General features: G+C 36.1%; 12 protein-coding genes. 7 read left to right on the top strand and 5 right to left on the bottom strand.

Features of this window, described 5'->3' with window-relative positions; genetic code table 11:
- Window positions 1–93 precede the first annotated feature (93 nt).
- Both L3049_RS20230 and L3049_RS20225 read right to left on the bottom strand, forming a co-directional pair.
- Window positions 94–1,185, bottom strand: a complete 1,092-nt coding sequence (locus tag L3049_RS20230; RefSeq protein ID WP_275111655.1) for a tyrosine-type recombinase/integrase — start codon at window positions 1,183–1,185, stop codon at window positions 94–96.
- A 125-nt stretch (window positions 1,186–1,310) separates the two neighbouring features.
- Window positions 1,311–2,033: a transposase gene (locus L3049_RS20225; RefSeq protein WP_275111654.1), complete on the bottom strand. Its 723-nt coding sequence runs from the start codon at window positions 2,031–2,033 to the stop codon at window positions 1,311–1,313.
- Between the two features lie 594 nt (window positions 2,034–2,627).
- On the opposite strand from L3049_RS20225, the gene L3049_RS20220 reads away from it, so the two are divergent.
- The 6 genes from L3049_RS20220 (at window position 2,628) to L3049_RS20195 (ending at window position 11,507) form a co-directional block, all read left to right on the top strand.
- Window positions 2,628–3,101 (top strand): LutC/YkgG family protein, encoded by a 474-nt coding sequence (locus L3049_RS20220; protein WP_275111653.1) that lies wholly within the window; start codon window positions 2,628–2,630, stop codon window positions 3,099–3,101.
- Window positions 3,102–3,110: 9 nt separating this feature from the next.
- Window positions 3,111–5,261 (top strand): L-lactate dehydrogenase (quinone) large subunit LdhH, encoded by a 2,151-nt coding sequence (gene ldhH, locus L3049_RS20215; protein ID WP_275111652.1) that lies wholly within the window; start codon window positions 3,111–3,113, stop codon window positions 5,259–5,261.
- Window positions 5,262–5,272: 11 nt separating this feature from the next.
- Window positions 5,273–5,464 carry a hypothetical protein gene (locus tag L3049_RS20210; RefSeq protein ID WP_275111651.1) on the top strand — a complete coding sequence of 64 codons (192 nt, stop codon included), beginning with the start codon at window positions 5,273–5,275 and terminating at the stop codon, window positions 5,462–5,464.
- Window positions 5,465–5,481: 17 nt separating this feature from the next.
- Entirely contained in the window at window positions 5,482–7,140 is a 1,659-nt protein-coding gene (locus tag L3049_RS20205) for an L-lactate permease (protein ID WP_275111650.1), read from the top strand.
- A gap of 152 nt (window positions 7,141–7,292) precedes the next feature.
- The gene (locus tag L3049_RS20200; protein WP_275111649.1) at window positions 7,293–10,118 is read left to right on the top strand and encodes an FAD-binding and (Fe-S)-binding domain-containing protein; all 2,826 of its coding nucleotides are present in this window, start codon (window positions 7,293–7,295) and stop codon (window positions 10,116–10,118) included.
- Between the two features lie 150 nt (window positions 10,119–10,268).
- Window positions 10,269–11,507 (top strand): hypothetical protein, encoded by a 1,239-nt coding sequence (locus L3049_RS20195; RefSeq protein WP_275111648.1) that lies wholly within the window; start codon window positions 10,269–10,271, stop codon window positions 11,505–11,507.
- Between the two features lie 519 nt (window positions 11,508–12,026).
- On the opposite strand, the gene L3049_RS20190 is transcribed toward L3049_RS20195, so the two are convergent.
- Window positions 12,027–15,518, bottom strand: coding sequence for a PPi-type phosphoenolpyruvate carboxykinase family protein (locus tag L3049_RS20190; RefSeq protein ID WP_275111647.1), 3,492 nt, complete (start codon window positions 15,516–15,518; stop codon window positions 12,027–12,029).
- 418 nt (window positions 15,519–15,936) lie between these two features.
- On the opposite strand from L3049_RS20190, the gene L3049_RS20185 reads away from it, so the two are divergent.
- Window positions 15,937–16,860, top strand: a complete 924-nt coding sequence (locus tag L3049_RS20185; protein WP_275111646.1) for a PfkB family carbohydrate kinase — start codon at window positions 15,937–15,939, stop codon at window positions 16,858–16,860.
- Window positions 16,861–17,035: 175 nt separating this feature from the next.
- Here L3049_RS20185 and pdxH read toward each other — a convergent pair whose 3' ends face one another.
- Both pdxH and L3049_RS20175 read right to left on the bottom strand, forming a co-directional pair.
- Entirely contained in the window at window positions 17,036–17,674 is a 639-nt protein-coding gene (pdxH, locus tag L3049_RS20180) for a pyridoxamine 5'-phosphate oxidase (protein WP_275111645.1), read from the bottom strand.
- Window positions 17,675–17,691: 17 nt separating this feature from the next.
- Complete coding sequence (locus tag L3049_RS20175) at window positions 17,692–18,165, bottom strand: hypothetical protein (protein WP_275111644.1); 474 nt, start codon at window positions 18,163–18,165, stop codon at window positions 17,692–17,694.

The raw sequence follows: 18,165 nt of genomic DNA, 5'->3' as shown, positions 1-18,165 counted from the left end.
CTAGTTTATAACAACAATATTGTCGTTATATCTTATATCTCATTAAATTTTGTTGTTGTTATCCTGCCAAATTGGAGGGATAACGACAATTGATTATGTTGAGTCATTGAGAATGTCATCAATTGGATTTTTAATCAAACTCAAGTTTTGATTGGAAACATGGGTGTAAATTTCAGTTGTTTTTGGTGAACTATGGCCCAATAAACTTTGAATGTATCTCAAGTCTGTTCCTTGCTCCAATAAATGTGTGGCAAATGAATGTCTTAACATATGGGGCGTAATTCTTCTACTGATTTTTGATTTGTAGCAAGCACGCCTTAATATATTTACAATACTCGATGCACTATATTGTGTGCCAGGTTTTATGCCTTCAAATAACCAAATTTGAGGCTGATATTCTTTATAATATAATCTTAAACTTTGAGTTAGCTCCTTAGATAGTAAAGTATACCTATTTTTCTTGCCTTTTGCCGCCTGAATGCAAATTAAACCACGATCTGAAATAATATCAGTTATTTTTAAATTGATTAACTCATTTCTTCGCAGTCCTGCCGAATAAATCACCGATAGTATACATTTATGCTTTAAATTATTGCAATTAGAAATAATGCTCTTAATTTCTGTCTTGCTTAAGACTTTGGGCAATTTACTTTCCTTTCTAGGTCTGTCAATATGGTAATATAATTTCTTTCGTAATAAAACTTTTTCGTAATAGAATTTTATGGAATTAATACGCTGATTTTGTTGACTAGTAGACATTTTTCTTTTACTAATTAAATCACTTAAGTAGTCATTAATTTCTTCTGGCCCTAAATCATCTATATCAATATTTTTAAAAGCAGCTTTAAAATCCCTAAAGTATTTAGAGTAGGTTTTTATGGTACTATCGCTATACCTTAGTCTTTGTAGTTTTTCAAGGTAATTCGAAGGCAATATTTGCTCTTTTACGATGTCTTTTTGTTTTTTATGCGGAAGCGATATTTTAGCAGTATTTGAGAATATTTCCTTAAACTTATTATAATCAAAATCTTTACGTGCTATCCACCAGCATTTTTTTGTCTGGCTCCATTGGGCAGGAAAGTGCTGCCGCAATAAACCCACAATTTCCGAGCTGTAGTCAAATTGAATAACTACAATCTCTTTATTGCGATGCGTATCGGGCGATAAATGGATTTCGATGCTCATTAAATACTTTTGTTAAGAGTCCACTAATTTATAAAATCAATACTGTTTAGCAAAGTAGAATCATGTTAAATAGTATAGAGTAGTAGGAGGGGCCTTTTATTTTCTGTCTTGTACCATTCAAGCCATTACCCTTTTAATTTATCCTCTGTCCAGCTTTTCGGATTATTAATAATATAATTAGAAATGTTCTGGTAAGCCCGATCTGTTCGAATAATAATTTCGTAGTAATTCCGCTGCCAGATCGATCCTTCCCCCGATAATCCCGTCAGGGCCTCAGTTGGGGCGTCTGTTGGGGCGTCTGTTGGGGCGAATTGCATTCGCCCTTTTTCTTTCCGATTTCGCGTCGGGCCGTTAGTTGAGGTTTTCGTTGGGGCGTATTGCAATACGCCCGTAACAGGATCTTTAATAAATGAATCGCCCGAATCAGATTCCCTCGCAGCTATAATTTTATTTCCCTCTTCTCTAATTAGCAGGTTAATCCTTTTCGTTGTAGCTCCTTTATATCCTCTAATAATAGCACCAATGCTTTGCGAAGGAGATTTAAATTTTCCGAGATTTTCCTTATTATCATTTTCTATCTTACAATCGATGCTGATAATACCATGCATATGATTGGGCATGATAATAAATTCACCCAGCGAGATATTCTTTCTAATAATTGCTGATGCAAGCCATTCTTCTGCGGCAATCTTTCCAAAAGCATTCAAATTCATTTTTCCTTTAGCGATATGCCCAAATATGTTCAGACTTTGAGTGGAGCAGAGGGTAATAAAATACAAACCTTCGCACGAATAATCGTAATTTTTCAAACGTATGCTTCTTCTATGGTGGAGGAGAGGATTGTACATGCTTTCTTAAAATTTAGATTGATATTTCTTATTTTTTTCGGAGCGTCAGTCGGGGCGAATTGCATTCGCTCTAATCAATACGCCTGAATCATTGCCCCTCTAGTAAAAGTTTAAAGTAAGAAAAGTATGTTAAAATCGAGTGGTTTTTTAAGACTGTTTATTAATAAAGCTATACTAAGTTTCTTCAAGCCCAAATTTTAATTAGTATTAAGCATAAAACATGTTTATGGATTAGTAGAAGAACTTGTTTTTATCCCATTTGTAACATCTACTTTTATCAAAAAAATCAAAATATTCTGTTCGCTTTCGCTGATAATAGAGGCCTGAAATTCACTGTTCTTTATTGCACAATTGTGCGAAATAGCACCATCTAAGCATGCTATGTGTTCAATATTGAACAGTGCCGAAAACGTTTTAAATTCCATTCTTTGAAAACCTTTGCGTAGACTAAAAGTCAGGTAATCAGCCACAAGTCTAATTGAATGATTCTAAATAGTGAGCGCGTGAAATTCTTGGCATCCCTCTTGGTTAGTAAGATTCCCAAACAGTAAGCTTTTTAAGACAATTCTATTAAAATCCTTAAGATATAAACACATGAATAAGCTAGAACTCTTTTTAGACAAATCAGCACTGGTTGGAAATGAAAACCAAATCCTGTCGGCTGATGAATTTAAAAATCTTTTAGGCAAGGAAAGTTTCGAATACATCGATGTTCAAACTTTCTCTAAACTGAAAGATATACAAGCTGGAGAAGCAGGCATAAAAAGTGCTCTTGTCGAAGTTGATTTCGCGATAGCAGAAACGGGAACAGTAGTTATCGATAGTTGTAACGAAAATAAACGTTTAGCAACCTGTCTGGCAGAAAAGTTATTTGTTGTAATGCCAATTAGTAAGCTTGTTGCCAGTTTAAATGATGTAGCCGATTTTATCGAAGAGAGAACTGCTGATATGGGTGGATATGTTGCCTTTATAACTGGAGCTAGTCGAACAGCCGATATCGAGCGTGTATTAACAGTTGGAGTACACGGTCCAAAAGAGATGACAGTTTATATTTTAAATGATTTATAAGTAGAAGCCATGAACATACAAGATAAAATTCAGGAAAAAATAAACGATGAGGTTTTGTACAAGAATCTTAAAGGTTTTGCTACAGCATATAAGGCTTCTAAAGACAATGCTTACAAAGGTTTAGATTTTGAAGCATTACGAACAAGAGTTCACGATCTAAAGGATCGGGATTTAAAGAAGGTAATGGAACAATTCAATCTTTTTAAAAATAATGTAGAAAAGCACGGCTGTAAGGTTTTTCAAGCAAAAACAGGCGAGGATGCATGTAAATACATTGCCGATGTAATGAAAAAGCACGATGCTAAATACATGGTGAAAAGTAAATCGATGACATCAGAAGAGATATTACTTAATCATTATTTAGAGAAGGAAGGTTTGCAACCGATCGAAACCGATTTGGGTGAGTGGATTCTTCAGTTAGCAAACGAGCATCCGTCGCACATGGTAATGCCAGCTATTCACAAAACAAGACAGCAAGTTGCCAAAATATTTTCCGATTATACCGGAGAAGCAGTAGATCCGGAGGACATTAAGGCAATGGTCGAAATTGCTCGTCGATTTCTTCGCAGCTCATATTTTAAATCGGGTGTGGGAATGACTGGGGCAAATGTTGCCGTGGCTAGTACAGGTACAATTGGTTTGGTAACCAACGAAGGTAATGCTCGTTTATCGTCAACTGTACCACCAGTACATATCGTTTTAGTCGGATACGAGAAGTTGTGCGATGATTTTAATCAAGCATTAGATATTGTCCGTGTATTGCCAAAAAGTGCAACTGGACAAACCATTACATCATATACTACTTGGATTAAAGGTAGAGTGCCATCTCATAAAAATGAAGATGGTGTTAAGGAAACGCATTATGTGTTTTTAGATAATGGACGTTTGGCATTTTTCGAACATCCTAAATTTAAAGAAGCACTTAAATGTGTGCGTTGTGGAAGTTGTGCTAACATTTGTCCTGCATACGAAATGGTTGGTGGTCATGTTTATGGCGATCGATACATCGGATCTATTGGCCTAATTTTAACAGCATTATATCAGGGAGATGAAGCAGCTAAGGACATTTTAAAAATGTGTATTGGTTGTCGTGCTTGTTCTTTTAATTGCCCTTCGGGCATTGATTTACAGGCTTTAATTTCTGATCTGAAATTGGTTGTCGGTAAAAAGTATGGCATCAACCCAATAAAAAAGAAAGTCTTTAAAAATGTGGTTGCAAAGCCCGATCGAATGAAGTCCTTACTAAGTATTGGAGCTAACTTTCAATTTCCACTAACAAAAACCAACAAAACAAATCAAGAAAAAATAATTAGCACAGTACCAATGTTGCCTAAAGAAATGGATTTTAGAAAATTCCCTGCTTTAGCTTCAAAAACATTTAGCAAACGCTTTTATAAAGATGGCTACGATCAGTTTACTTCCGATCGAAAAGTATTCTTTTATCCTGGTTGTGCAATCGAATATTTCTATCCAGAAATGGGATTGGCAATGGTTAAATTACTTCAAAAGAGCGGTATCCAGGTCGATATTCCTAAAAAAGCAGCATGTTGTGGTATTCCTGCAATTGCATCAGGAGATCCTGAGAATGCAAAAAGCATGATTTACAATACACTGGATAATTTACAAGGTCCTAAAAACTATGAAGCGCTACTTGTGCTTTGTCCTACATGTGGAGGAGCAATTAAACACGAATTTTTAGACTTCACAAAAGAGGATCCTAATCGCTATAAAAAAGCATCTCAATTGGGAGATATGGTAACACCAATAGGGAAATTTTTGGAAGATAATAACATACGTTTTAAAGTAAAAGGGAATAAAAAGGTGACTTATCATACGCCTTGTCATGATTCCAGATCATTGGATTATTCCGCAGAATCTTTCCTTTCCAGTTTATTAGGAAAACAATTTATTCCATTAACCGATACAAATGTTTGTTGTGGTTTTGGTGGGACTTATTCTCTCGACTTTGCAACTATTTCTGAAGGAATCTTAACCAAAAAAATTGAAAATATCGAAGCCAGTTCTGCTGAGATATTGGTAACCGATTGTCCAGGATGTGTAATGCAAATTAACGGCGGATTAATGCACAAAAATGTGCCTGTAAAAGTACTTCACTTAACAGAATTCATCGAAAAGCATGTGGAAATTATTGAGAAATAAAATATAAAGTAATGGACTTTGAAAATAATAAAATTGATATCAATAAAAGTTTAAACGATTTAAAACAAAAACTGAATGCTTTGGATTCTTTAATGCACTCGAGTGCAAAGTTCGGAGACTTTAAAAAAACAGACAAATCGATAAACGAAAAATATAGTAGATCTAACCCATTTACTAAAAATAAAAAAACAATTTATAATTAAACCTAAACTAATTTTTTATGGACGCATTATTAGCTTTTTCACCTATTTTATTAACCATTGTATTAATGGTGGGCCTCAATTGGGGAGCAAAAAAGGCTTTGCCTTTATCGCTGCTGTTAGCCGTGATCGTTGCCTACACAGTATGGGAAATAGACTTGTTTCACATTATGGGATATTCCGTATTTGGATTTTTAAAAGCCATGGATATTCTCATCATTATTTTTGGTGCAATTCTCATACTAAACACCATGAAGTTGTCGGGAGCAATGACAACCATCAACAATGGTTTTAGTGGAATTACAACCGATAGACGAATTCAGGCCATTATCATTGGTTTCATGTTTGGAGCATTTATCGAAGGTGCTGCCGGATTTGGAACACCTGCTGCCTTAGCCGGACCCCTTTTGGTTGGTCTCGGATTTCCCCCATTAGCCGCAGCAATGGTTGCCTTAATTTTTAATTCGGTACCTGTACCTTACGGAGCGGTAGGAACACCAATTAGTGGTGGTGCTATGGTTACGCTTGAGCAAAACCTTTCCGATATAGGTGCCAATCCAGAAGTTTTTAAAATGGCATTAACCGAATGGGTTGCAATACCGAACGCTATTGTAGGTATTTTTGTACCATTATTGGGTATCATGATCATGACCAAGTTTTTTGGTAAAGAAAAATCGATTAAGCCTGCATTAGCAGCTGCACCATTCGCAATTTTTGCTGGTTTAGCATTTGCAGTGCCATATGTTGTTATTGCTTCAACATTAGGTCCGGATCTTCCATCATTATTAGGAGCATTTATCGGATTAGGAATTATTATTTTTGCAGCAAAAAGAGGTTTTCTTATGCCAAAAGAATCATGGGATTTTCCTCCAAAGTCAGAATGGGATAAAAGCTGGTTATCTAACGATTCTACTGGCGATACAGGCGAAGCCAAAATGGGCTTAGCAAAAGCTTGGATGCCATATGTATTAATCGCTATTATATTAGTAGTTACTCGTATTCCTTCTTTAGGATTAAAAGGATGGTTAGCTGCTCAAACAATAACGCTTTCTAATATTTTCGGTATCGACGGATTAACCTATGTGTTAAAATGGGCATACCTACCAGGAACAATTCCTTTTATTTTGGTAGCTGTAATTACCAACTTCATGCATAAAATGTCGCCTAAGCAGGTACTTACATCTTGGAAAACAACTTTTAAGCAAATTAGTGGAGCAGCAATTGCTTTATTTGCAGGTGTTGCCATGGTTCAGTTAATGCTAAAATCAGGAACCAATGGTGCTGGCATGGATAGTATGCTAACAACAATGGCAACTTCAATAGCCGATTTATCGGGTAATGCATATCCAATTATTGCACCAATTGTTGGTGTTTTAGGATCATTTATGTCTGGTTCGGCAACCGTATCTAACTTGCTATTTTCTTCTCTACAATTCGAAACAGCAACTATTTTAGGTATTCCTCAAGTATTAATCGTAGCGGTTCAAACAATTGGTGCTGCTTTGGGTAATATGATTTGTGTAAACAATGTGGTTGCAGTTTGTGCTACAGTTGGATGTATTGGTGCCGAAGGTACAATCATCCGAAGAAATGCAATACCAGCATTCATCTACTATTTAGCGGTAATGATTATTGTGATGGTCTTAATATCATCAGGTTTTAATCCACTGCCATTGTAATAATATATCAACCATGTATTCGCTTTCGCGGATATATGGTTCTTTTTTAAGATTGAAAACGTATATTTGTCATACAAGTTACCAATTTAAGATGGGGTAAAATTGCCAAATATTTGTTAATTAGGATGACCGAAAAATAAAATCGAAGAAAGATGCTTACAGGAGAATATAAAAAACTACATGAACGATTGTTAAAAACGATTACTAAAGATCGTATGTTTCATGATCCACTACATACACTGGCTTGGGGAACCGATGCTAGTTTTTACAGATTAATACCGAAACTGGTTATCAAATCAAAAAGCGAAGCTGAGGTAAGCCTTATCATGCGCGAATGTAACGATTTAGATATTCCGGTTACCTACCGAGCAGCTGGTACCAGTTTGTCGGGACAGGCAATTAGCGACTCTGTATTAGTGGTTGCGGGCGATCATTGGAAAAAGCATACCATTCTTGATAAAGGAGCTAAAATTAGACTTCAGCCAGGAATTACAGGGGCACGTGCCAATCAACTATTGGCTCCTTATGGAATGAAGATTGGACCCGATCCAGCTTCCATTAATGCTGCTATGATTGGTGGTATTGCTGCTAATAATGCATCAGGTATGTGTTGTGGTACTTCCGAAAATTCATACAAAACAATCGACTCTATTCGTGTTATTTTGCACGATGGAACTGTTTTAGATACTTCTTGTAAAGAAAGCATTGCCGATTTTAAAAAAACGCATGCCAACTTGCTAAGCGATTTAGGGCAATTGGCCATCGATGTTAGCAACAACAAAACTTTGAATGCTCGTATCCGCGAAAAATTCAAAATGAAGAATACAACTGGTTACAGCTTAAATGCATTGGTTGATTATTCCGATCCAATCGATATTTTAACACATATCATGATTGGTTCTGAAGGAACACTTGGCTTTATTTCCGAGGTGGTTTACAAAACTGTAATCGAGCACAAATTTAAGGCGAGTTCGTTGATGGTTTACCCTGATATTGAAAAAGCTTGTAGAGCTGTTTCTATTTTGAAATCGGAGCCGGTTGCTGCAGTTGAATTGATGGATAGAGCTGCCTTGCGTTCTGTTGAAAACGACGATGGCGTACCTGCATATTTGAAAACACTATCGGAAGGTGCTTCGGCTATTTTGGTCGAAACAAGAGCCGAAGATGGAAAGAAACTAAAAGAACAAATCGGCATCATTAAAAATGCCGTTAAGGATATTCAAGTCGAAATTCCAATTGAATTTACCGATGTGCCAGCCGAATTTGCAATGCTTTGGAAAATCCGTAAAGGATTATTGCCAACTGTTGGAGGTATGCGTAAGGTCGGTACTACAGTAATTATCGAAGATGTTTGTTTTCCAGTGCCAAAATTGGCCGAAGCAACATTAGACCTACAAGATCTTTTTAAGAAATATGATTATTCTGAAGCCGTTATTTTCGGACATGCCTTGGAAGGTAATCTTCACTTCGTATTTACACAAGATTTTGGTACGCAGTCCGAAATCGACAGGTATGCAAAATTCATGGATGAGTTAGCCGACCTTGTGGTTGGTCGTTACGATGGTGCACTAAAAGCAGAGCACGGTACAGGCCGAAACATGGCTCCATATGTAGAAATGGAGTGGGGAACGGATGCTTACAACCTAATGAAACAGATTAAGGAGATTTTTGATCCTCGTTATCTAATCAATCCGGGTGTAATTTTAAATGCCGATAAGCAAGCTCACCTTAAAGATTTAAAACCACTACCAGCTGCTCACGAGAAAATCGATCAGTGCATGGAATGTGGATTCTGTGAGCCAGTTTGTGTTTCGCACAACCTAACTTTAAGTCCACGTCAGCGAATTGCTACATTCCGCGAAATTACCCGTTTAAAAGCCACAGGAGAGAAGCCACACGAATTGGCTAACCTAGTGAAGCAATTCGACTACGAAGCGCTACAATTGTGTGCTACTGATAGTTTGTGTGCACTAAGTTGTCCAGTTAAAATCGATACCGGTAAATTGGTCAAAGATCTTCGATCGACCGAAGCATCGCCAAAGGCTAAAAAATATGCCATGTGGTGTGCCGATAATATGGATAAAGTGCAGTCTTATGCAAAAATGGGCTTAAATACTGTCAATTTCTTCCATTCGATTTTAGGCTCAGGAATAATGGGCGGAATCTCTGGTGGAATGCGTTCTTTATCGGGTAATACAATTCCTCGTTGGAGCAAAGCTTTCCCAAAGGGAGCACCTAAAATTGTGCCACCTGCGGTAAACAAAAACAATCCTAAAAAAGTGGTTTACTTCCCATCTTGTATCAATCAAAGTATGGGTGTTTCGAAAGATTACGATGAAAAAGTAGCCTTAACCAAGAAAATTGAGCAGTTGATTCAGAAAGCTGGTTATGAAATTATTTATCCTGAAAATGTAAATACACACTGTTGTGGTATGGCATTCTTGAGTAAAGGTTTCAAAGAGGCGGGAATCAAGAAGTCGAACGACCTAGAGTTGGCTTTAAAGAAAGCAAGTAACAATGGTGAATATCCAATTTTGTGCGATATGAGTCCTTGCTTGTACACCATGAAAGAAAACATGGAACCAAACTTGAAATTGTACGAGCCAATTGAGTTTATCAACGAATATTTGGCAGATCATTTAAACTTTACTCCAGTTGACGAAACCGTTTCGGTATTTGCAGTTTGTTCTGCTAAGAAATTAGGTGTTGACGATCAATTGGTCAACTTGGCTAAAAGATGTGCAACAAATGTTGTGAAACCAGATACGAACTGTTGTGGTTTTGCTGGCGATAGAGGATTCACTCATCCAGAGCTAAATGATCATGGCTTAAGAGATCTGAAAATTCAGCATCCAGCAGAAGTTAAGAATGGATATTCAACAAGTAGAACTTGTGAAATTGGCCTTACTTTAAACAGTGGTGTGTCTTATCAATCTATTGTTTACTTGGTAGATAGAGCAACTACTGCAAAAAAATAACCCAATTGGAAATTGTAAATTCCAAACCATAATCACTATTTTTGGAACATGCATGATCTTTATTTAATCGCTTTTATTTTGTTTTTTATTGCGATAATAAAAAGATCATGTATTGCTTCCTAATTTGAAAAAAAACCTAAAATTTATAAAATGAAGAAATTATTCATCTTGATGCTGGCACTGCTTCCATTAGTAGGTATAGCTCAAAAGAAAAATGATGTGAAAGTTAAATTAGGTGGATTTGTATCTGCTGAGGCAATTTTCGATTCGCGTAAAACAGTTAATTCTCGCGAGGGTGAGGTTATCCTTTATCCAGCAGCCAAATCATACGATATTAATGGTGAGGATTTAAATGATAGGTCTGAGTTGTTCATGACTTCAATTCATTCTCGTTTAAATGTTGGTGTTACCGGTTTTGAGGCATTTGGAGCTCAAGGATCGGCAACCATTCAAGGCGATTTTGTTGGTACTTCTACAGGCAGAAGTGGACTGTTTCGTTTGCGTCATGCATTTGTAAAATTAGATTGGGGTAAAGATGAATTATTGGTTGGTAAAACTTGGCACCCAATGTTCGTTACTTCATGTTTCCCAAAAGTTCAGCACTGGGGTGGAGGATTACCATTTAATGTGTTGGGAAGAGCTCCTCAGTTTCGTTATACTCGTGAATTAGGAGATAAAAAAGGATATGCATTTATTGCGGCTCTGTCCGAAATGGATTTTAAATCTAATGGTCCTGATGGTGCAAATGTAAAATATGCGCAACAAGCTAGTATTCCTGAATTTTCAGCTCAGGTGAAGTACGATTTTGCAAAAGGTTTTACCTTAGGTGCAACGGCAGGGTACAAGTTTTTGAAGCCAATGGTTGTAAATCCTTTAGGTGCTAAAACCGATGAACTACTAAGCAGCTACCAAATGAACGCTTGGATGACTCTTAAGTCGGATAAAGTAGTTTGGAACCTTCATACAATTTACGGACAAAACATGTACAACTTTGTAATGTTGGGTGGTTATGGCGTTAAGAATGTTAAAGCAAATGGAGACTATGAGTACACCAATGTTAAGACTTCTTCTATTTGGTCTGATGTGTATACAACAACAGGTAATGTTCGTTATGGCCTATTTGCAGGTTATACCAAAAACTTAGGTGCTGATGATGATTTAGCAAAGAATGGAGATGATTTTGTTGGTTTGTATAGTCGTGGTTCTAATATCGATTACGTATACCAGTTTGGTCCTCGTGTTGAGTTTTACTCTGGTAATTTCATGATTGGTACACAAGCACTTTATACTTCTGCTGCTTATGGTACGACTCAGGTTAACGGAAAAGTAAAAGATTCCAATGAAGTAGGAAGTACTCGTTTAATGGTACATTTTAAATACTCGTTTTAAGGATAGTAACAAATAAAGAAAGAAAGTCTGTTTTTCGAATTTGTACATTAGAAATCTAGTTTGTGATGAACTAGTTGTTAGTTTTAATAGCCTTGATTTATTCAAGGCTATTTTTAGATATGTACTAATGTAATTTCTTACATGTGTAAATGTCTTTATTATGATTAAGCAAAGTTGGGGGATAGGTATTATTCTAATTGATGTTGCAATTAGAATTTTAATTATGCTCAGTATAGAATTGTTTTAAAGAGTTAGGATTTTAACAATTTTTAACTGAGAATTGATTTTTTTTTTTATCTTTAGTAGCGAATTCTTATTGAAACGTAGGAATTTGTAAAGGTTCAACCGAAAGGTTGGTTAGTAGGTTAATTAACCCTTTAGAATTGTTGCCCGTGATTCCCCTATATCACGGGCATATTTTTTACCCAATTGTGTACTCAAAATAGCTTTAGCTTCAGGACATAAAAAAAGGAGAACTCAATTAAGAGTTCTCCTTTATATTTATTGTGAAAATTTAGTTTAAGCCTTAAATAAAGGATCAGCACCAATTGTACCAACTAAACTTTTTAAGTATGCTTCAGATTTAACCTTTTCAAGATCTTTTTTAGCGTTCCAGAAACGTTCTTCTAAGCTCAACTCATCATTCCATTCGGCATTAACTTTATTTGCCATAAATGATTCTAAGTAAGCAATCTGCTTTTCGTAGAAATTGATGTCAATTTGTTGCTTGTTTTTCAAACGCTCTTGATACCACGAAGAGTTGATCACTAGCTCACGATCAAACTGCTTACGCAATTCAGGGTCGCTAATATCCTTACCATCATACTGACCAAAGGCCATAATGCTTAATAAAACTTGTAATGGTGGAATTGCTGCAGAAATACTGTCATCCTTAAAGTAATTTACAGCTACTTTTTCCTGAGCTTCAACAATGTTCTTGATTCCATCAACATAAGCTTCCATATCCTGAATCTCCGGCTTCAACATTCTTTCGTTGAATACATTCTGAGGCTCATCAAAGATTCTATTCAGGTAACGGAATAAAAAGCCTTCGGTGATACGGTAACCTAAACGACTTGCATTAATTTTTTCGCCATTGTATTCAAAATCATCCAGCTTCTCAAGAGAACCTTCATCAATTAAAAGCTTTGGGTCACGACTCTCCTCACTCAATCGGCACCAAAGTTCCGGAATCAATAAAGAAACATCATGATCGAAACGATTTTCAGTACCTACATGTCCGGCAGCTGAAGTAAATCCCTGATAGCCTGTTATAATGTATGACAATAAAGCATTATTCAAATCGGTAGTGGGGCTCAACATATTAAAAGGGCCTTTGGTCAATGCACCTTCTGTACCTGCTCCTGTTGTTGATGGCGATTTACCTGTTAGAGAACAAATAAAATCCATAAACAACTCAGGCAACTCCTGATAATGAATTGGGTTGTATACACTTAATGCACGAATACCTGCTTCTTTATCTGCCGGATTATTACGACGTCCTGGCAATACCGCATTTACCGGATGATGAACCGGCTTATCCAATGGAATTTTTCTAGCCAAACGCACACCAACTTCTGCCAACTTATCGTCGATAGGATTAACCAAATCAGGACGAATTTGCAGGTAACGAGGATTTGCTGATGGTTTTCCGTTTACAATACGCGTATGCGATGGTGTAATGAAGTAATTATCTTCTTTACTTGTAGCACCAGCTTTAATCAATTCTTGAATAGGCTTGGTATATAAATCGAACCCAATAGCATCAGCCATTAACTCCTGACCATCTTCTTTGGTCATTGGCTCGTAGTTCGAAGTAAAATTGCCTCGCATTGAAAGATCGGCCTCTGCCTCCTTATCGTAACCTCTATGAACCGCTTCATCTGGACGCTGGAAGAAACGACGCTCACAATTGGTTGTTATTTTAACCGACTTGTTATCGTAAGCTTCGTTCAAGTATGAAAGACTGCTTGTTGGTAATACAACCGAAGCTGTAATATCATCTTCCATCTGAATTTTAGCCGAAGCAATAAAGTCTTGACGTAGCTTATGCAGGAACCAGGAATTATCGGTAGCAAAACCTACACGTAAATAACTTGCAATAATCTTACGGTTATTATAAAGCAACTCGTGACCTTTCTTACCATTAACCATATCGACAGAGAAATAGTTTCTCCAATCGCGACCTGTGCGACCTTCACGGTAGAATCGTTTAATGAAAAGAACCAAGCCTTTTACATGATCAGGAATTGATGCTAAATATTCGTTGTAAGAAGCATCGTAATATTTTGATGGTGTTAATAGTTTCACCACAGAACCTAATGATCGCTGAGAGCTTAATAAAGATCTTGAAGGCTCTTTTCTGTTTGGATGATTTTTCCAACGGTTTGTATAGTCATGTTCAAAAACCTGATCAGCCATATCGAAATCTTTCTCCATATCCTGAACATAGAACGAGCTATAGATAATAGCATTCAGTAGTGATTTTGAAATCTCAGACTTACCTCCACCAGAAACCGTACATGGTTTGTGACAGAAAGTTCCTTCAGCATAAGTACTCACCAAACGCCACGAAGGAGCTGACGGGTGCTTTTCCATATGTAACTTATATCCCGATGGATGCACATAATAATGTTCAGGTAACAAACGAATTGACTGTTCCTTCTCATTTTTTACCCAACTTACCTTACTCTTGTATACATCAATTGAAGTGTTTTCGTTAATGTAGTAAATGCGATCATTAGACGTATCAATGGCATAACCTTCTGGTTTTACATCCATTGTTTCGCCGTAATCTTTTACCATTTCATCAAAACTGTATTGTTTTTTCAATACGTTTTTCATGTAAAGGGCACCATCAAAATTGTCACCTAGGTTTTTACGTGGAAATGCAATCGCTCCGCCTGAGTGCTCTTCTTCAGCCAAACCATAAAGGTTTGCGGAGAAACTAATCTGTGTTTTAATCTCTTTCTTTGAGTACCCAAAGTAGTTATCAGCAATAAGTGTAATAACGACACCCTCTTCGCTTCTACATGTTACTTTAAAAGGTTGTCCTCCATTATAAAGTTCGCCTTCTTCTTTCCAACAAACACCATCGTTACGCTGACGCTCTGTCGCATCGTCATAATGAGGTAAACCAATTTCTTTTTTGGTCAGTTCCAAAAGCTGAGGTGCTAAAACAATACAACCCGAATGACCTGTCCAGTGTTCAATATCTAAACCAGCATCATTTGATGGTAGGTTTGGATCGCCTGCGTTACCAAATATTGATTCAACAAAATCGAGGTTACTAACAAATGCTCCGGGAACAAAGAAACGAACCTCCATTGCTTTTTTAGAGATAACACCTTTTACTTCAGGACAAACAACTGGTCGCAGTAAAAGAGAAACCATCATTTTGGCTTTCTCATCCTGTGTTGCAGTAAAAGGAAGCGTATTTAATTCGTCTGATGGATTAAATGCAGATTCTAAAAACTTAATAAATGCAATCTTAGGTAATTCAATTTTATCCAAAGGTGCAGGCAAGTTTCCTTCTACAATATGAAAAGAACCTTTCGTTGTTCTTCTGTCATGCTTAGGGTTGTGCAGAACACCTTGTTTTATACGATATGAACTCAGATATTCAGTTAGATGTTCATTCTTATTAGGTGGCAAACTTAGTTCGCGAGCAATTCCCTCTTGATCTAAAGTAAAAGTAGAATTTGGGAGTTGAGCAACATTAGTTGTAACGTCTTCTAAGTATTCATTAAGGAAATTTTGAATACGTTGATCGGCAGGACAAAGATGATCTGCTAACAATCGTGACTTGGCACGATAGTTTTTGATAAGACTATCGGTTAGTTGAATAAACTTTGGATCAGATAACTGATTTTTCTTATCTTCAGATTCTTCATCAAAAATAGGTTGCCCCATTGCTGCTAGCTGAAGGTTGATATAGCGAATCAAATCTTTTTGATTGCCTTTTACCTCCTTATGCTTAATTTCAATTTTGCTTGCTTTTTTACTTTGCATATGTCTCCAATTTATTTTTGCTTGAGGGAATGACGGAACCAAATTTACCTTTATTTTTTCAGCTTCCAAAAATTCCTGCATTCCGTACTATTGTTCAAAACTCTCCAATTTAACCGTGCTATTTTTAACGGACTTAAATAGGGGGAAGCGAAAACGATTTAAGCTTGATGTTTTGAATTTTATTAAGAATGTATCTAAATTAAATAATTTTTCAATAGCTTGAGTATTTTAGTCTTTTTTTTATCAAAATTAACCGAAAATCATACTTTTTTAAGTTGCGATCCTAAAATTGAGTCAATTTTGCTCTTTTAACAGAGATTTTCTATTGCGCATATCCAAAATATGGAAGTATTGATTGATAAAGGAATTTGTATCTTGTGCTTCACAAAAAAAGGTGTTAATCAGCAATTAGGAGTTAATGAGTCGAGTATATACAATTGGAGATTCGGTATTGGATGTTTATTTTGAAAATGAAAAGCCAATAGAGGCAAAGCCAGGAGGTTCCTTTCTTAATTCATCCGTTAGTTTGGGTAGGTTAGGAGTTCAGGTTTCCTTTATTAGTGAATTGGGGGTCGATCGGGTTGGTGATCAGATTAAGAACTTTTTACAAGATAACAAGGTTGATACGAATCACATTTCTTATTTTTCTGATACAAGTACAAATTTAGCTTTGGCTTATTTGGATGAAAATAAAAATGCGGATTACTCTTTTTATAAAACAAGGAAAGGACTCGAAAGTAAAATTACATTTCCAAATAGTGTAAAAGAAGGTGATGTTATTTTATTTGGATCATTTTTGGCTATCAAAAAGGAATTTAGATCTTCTTTACTTGATTTTCTAAAGGAAAGTAAACAAAAAGGAGCTTTACTTATTTATGATCCCAACTTTAGAACACAGCACCTTCCGATGTTACCCGATGTGTTGCCTTACATTAAAGAGAATATGGCTTTGGCTGATATTGTAAAAGCATCGAATGAAGATTTTGATTTGATCTGTAATTGTAAAGATGGAGATTCGGCATTTAAGTGGTTAAATGAATTTTCTAAGGCAAGCTTGGTTTATACTGCCAATAAGTTTGGACTTTTTGTATTCAATCCAGAATCTCATTTTTATTCAGTTCCAGCTATTAATCCTGTTAGTACGGTTGGAGCAGGTGATACGGTAAATGCTGCAATTGCATATTTTATTGTTCGAAATGGAATTCAACAATCTACTTTAGTAAATATGACTGATGTAGATTTGGAAGATTTAGCGAAGTTCGCAATTGAGTTTTCACAGGAAGTATGCATGATTTACGATAATTTTTTACCGCTAAGTATAGCAAGTAAATATCGCTTATAAAAAAAAGCACCCCCAGACAACAACTAGGGGTGATTTTAACTACATACATAAACTAGGAACAATGGACACTGTTCCTATCCTTTAATTCCGTTTAAAGTAAAAAGGTAACCCCAACTAATAAGTTGTTTTTAGTCTTTTGCATGAACAGTTATTTTTTCCTTGTCAAGGGAGTGTTTTAAGGTGCAAGTCTTCTTAAATTCCAATCTTTTTTTTCAAGATTGTATTCAAATCGATCATTTAATCTATTTTTTCGACCTTGCCAAAACTCAAAAAGCTCAGGAATTAATCGATAACCACCCCAAAAATTGGGTCTGGGGAAATTCTCGTCATTTTCCGATTGAAATGCAGTAATCATTTTATTTAAAACTTCTCGATTATCTATTTCATCGCTTTGAGGAGAAACTGATGCAGCTATTCGACTTCCAAGTGGTCGTTCAAAAAAGTATTCATCAGATAATTCTGGCTCTAATTTTTCAATTTTGCCTTCGATACGAATCTGTCTTTCCAATTCGGGCCAGAAAAATACCATTGCACCATTCGGGTTAGCTTCGATATCCGATCCTTTACGACTCTTGTAATTTGTAAAAAAACAAAATCCCTTTTCGTTAAAATCTTTTAAAAGAAGAATTCGAGCTGATGGTTTTCCTTCTGCAGATACAGTTGCTAAAGTCATTGCATTAGCATCAGGTAATTTTAAGGCTACCGCATTCTCAAACCAATTTTTGAATTGAATAAAAGGATCTTTAGAAATATCGGATCGTTTTAATCCTGCTTCTCCATATTCGTGCCTTATATCTCTGATTTCCTTCTTCATGCTTGTGTAATTAGTTCTTAAGCGAATGGATTTTGCAGAATGTTTGGTTCAATACTTAAACCAGTAAAATTGATATAGTATTGCCCACCTTTTAAAGGATATTGCATTTCCTTTTCATCTTTAGTATCCGCATTTGCAACGCCTACATTAGCAAACAGAATTTTGGCTTTGTGTTTATCAGCGTGTTTGATGATTTCTTCCGCTGCAGAAGGAGTTAAAGAGCCAAGATCAGGATACGTGCTTGTTTTTACCACAATAAAATGCAGTTCATCATTTTTCTTGGCTAATATTTGTGGATTTTTTTCAAATTCAATGTTCACAGACAAGATTTTAAATTCATCTTTGATGTGTTTGTAAACCCACTTAATTCCTAATTCGTGGAGTTCTTCTCCCGTTAATTTATCTTTCTTCATTCTATTTTTCTGTTCTATCCAAATGCGAAGATCTTCTTTATATGGAACAAATCCAAATAGAATAAGTACGATTAGCAA

Source organism: Labilibaculum sp. DW002, from assembly GCF_029029525.1.
Lineage (GTDB): Bacteria > Bacteroidota > Bacteroidia > Bacteroidales > Marinifilaceae > Paralabilibaculum > Paralabilibaculum antarcticum.
This window is presented reverse-complemented; position numbering and strand designations above follow the sequence as displayed.

What these genes read in the sequence shown, in the direction of transcription:
- L3049_RS20185 (WP_275111646.1), top strand. Translation starts at nt 15,937, where the DNA reads ATGAGTCGAGTATATACAATTGGAGATTCGGTATTGGATGTTTATTTT.
- L3049_RS20195 (WP_275111648.1), top strand. Translation starts at nt 10,269, where the DNA reads ATGAAGAAATTATTCATCTTGATGCTGGCACTGCTTCCATTAGTAGGT.
- L3049_RS20220 (WP_275111653.1), top strand. Translation starts at nt 2,628, where the DNA reads ATGAATAAGCTAGAACTCTTTTTAGACAAATCAGCACTGGTTGGAAAT.
- L3049_RS20210 (WP_275111651.1), top strand. Translation starts at nt 5,273, where the DNA reads ATGGACTTTGAAAATAATAAAATTGATATCAATAAAAGTTTAAACGAT.
- L3049_RS20205 (WP_275111650.1), top strand. Translation starts at nt 5,482, where the DNA reads ATGGACGCATTATTAGCTTTTTCACCTATTTTATTAACCATTGTATTA.
- L3049_RS20230 (WP_275111655.1), bottom strand. Translation starts at nt 1,185, where the DNA reads ATGAGCATCGAAATCCATTTATCGCCCGATACGCATCGCAATAAAGAG.
- L3049_RS20225 (WP_275111654.1), bottom strand. Translation starts at nt 2,033, where the DNA reads ATGTACAATCCTCTCCTCCACCATAGAAGAAGCATACGTTTGAAAAAT.
- L3049_RS20190 (WP_275111647.1), bottom strand. Translation starts at nt 15,518, where the DNA reads ATGCAAAGTAAAAAAGCAAGCAAAATTGAAATTAAGCATAAGGAGGTA.
- L3049_RS20200 (WP_275111649.1), top strand. Translation starts at nt 7,293, where the DNA reads ATGCTTACAGGAGAATATAAAAAACTACATGAACGATTGTTAAAAACG.
- ldhH (WP_275111652.1), top strand. Translation starts at nt 3,111, where the DNA reads ATGAACATACAAGATAAAATTCAGGAAAAAATAAACGATGAGGTTTTG.
- pdxH (WP_275111645.1), bottom strand. Translation starts at nt 17,674, where the DNA reads ATGAAGAAGGAAATCAGAGATATAAGGCACGAATATGGAGAAGCAGGA.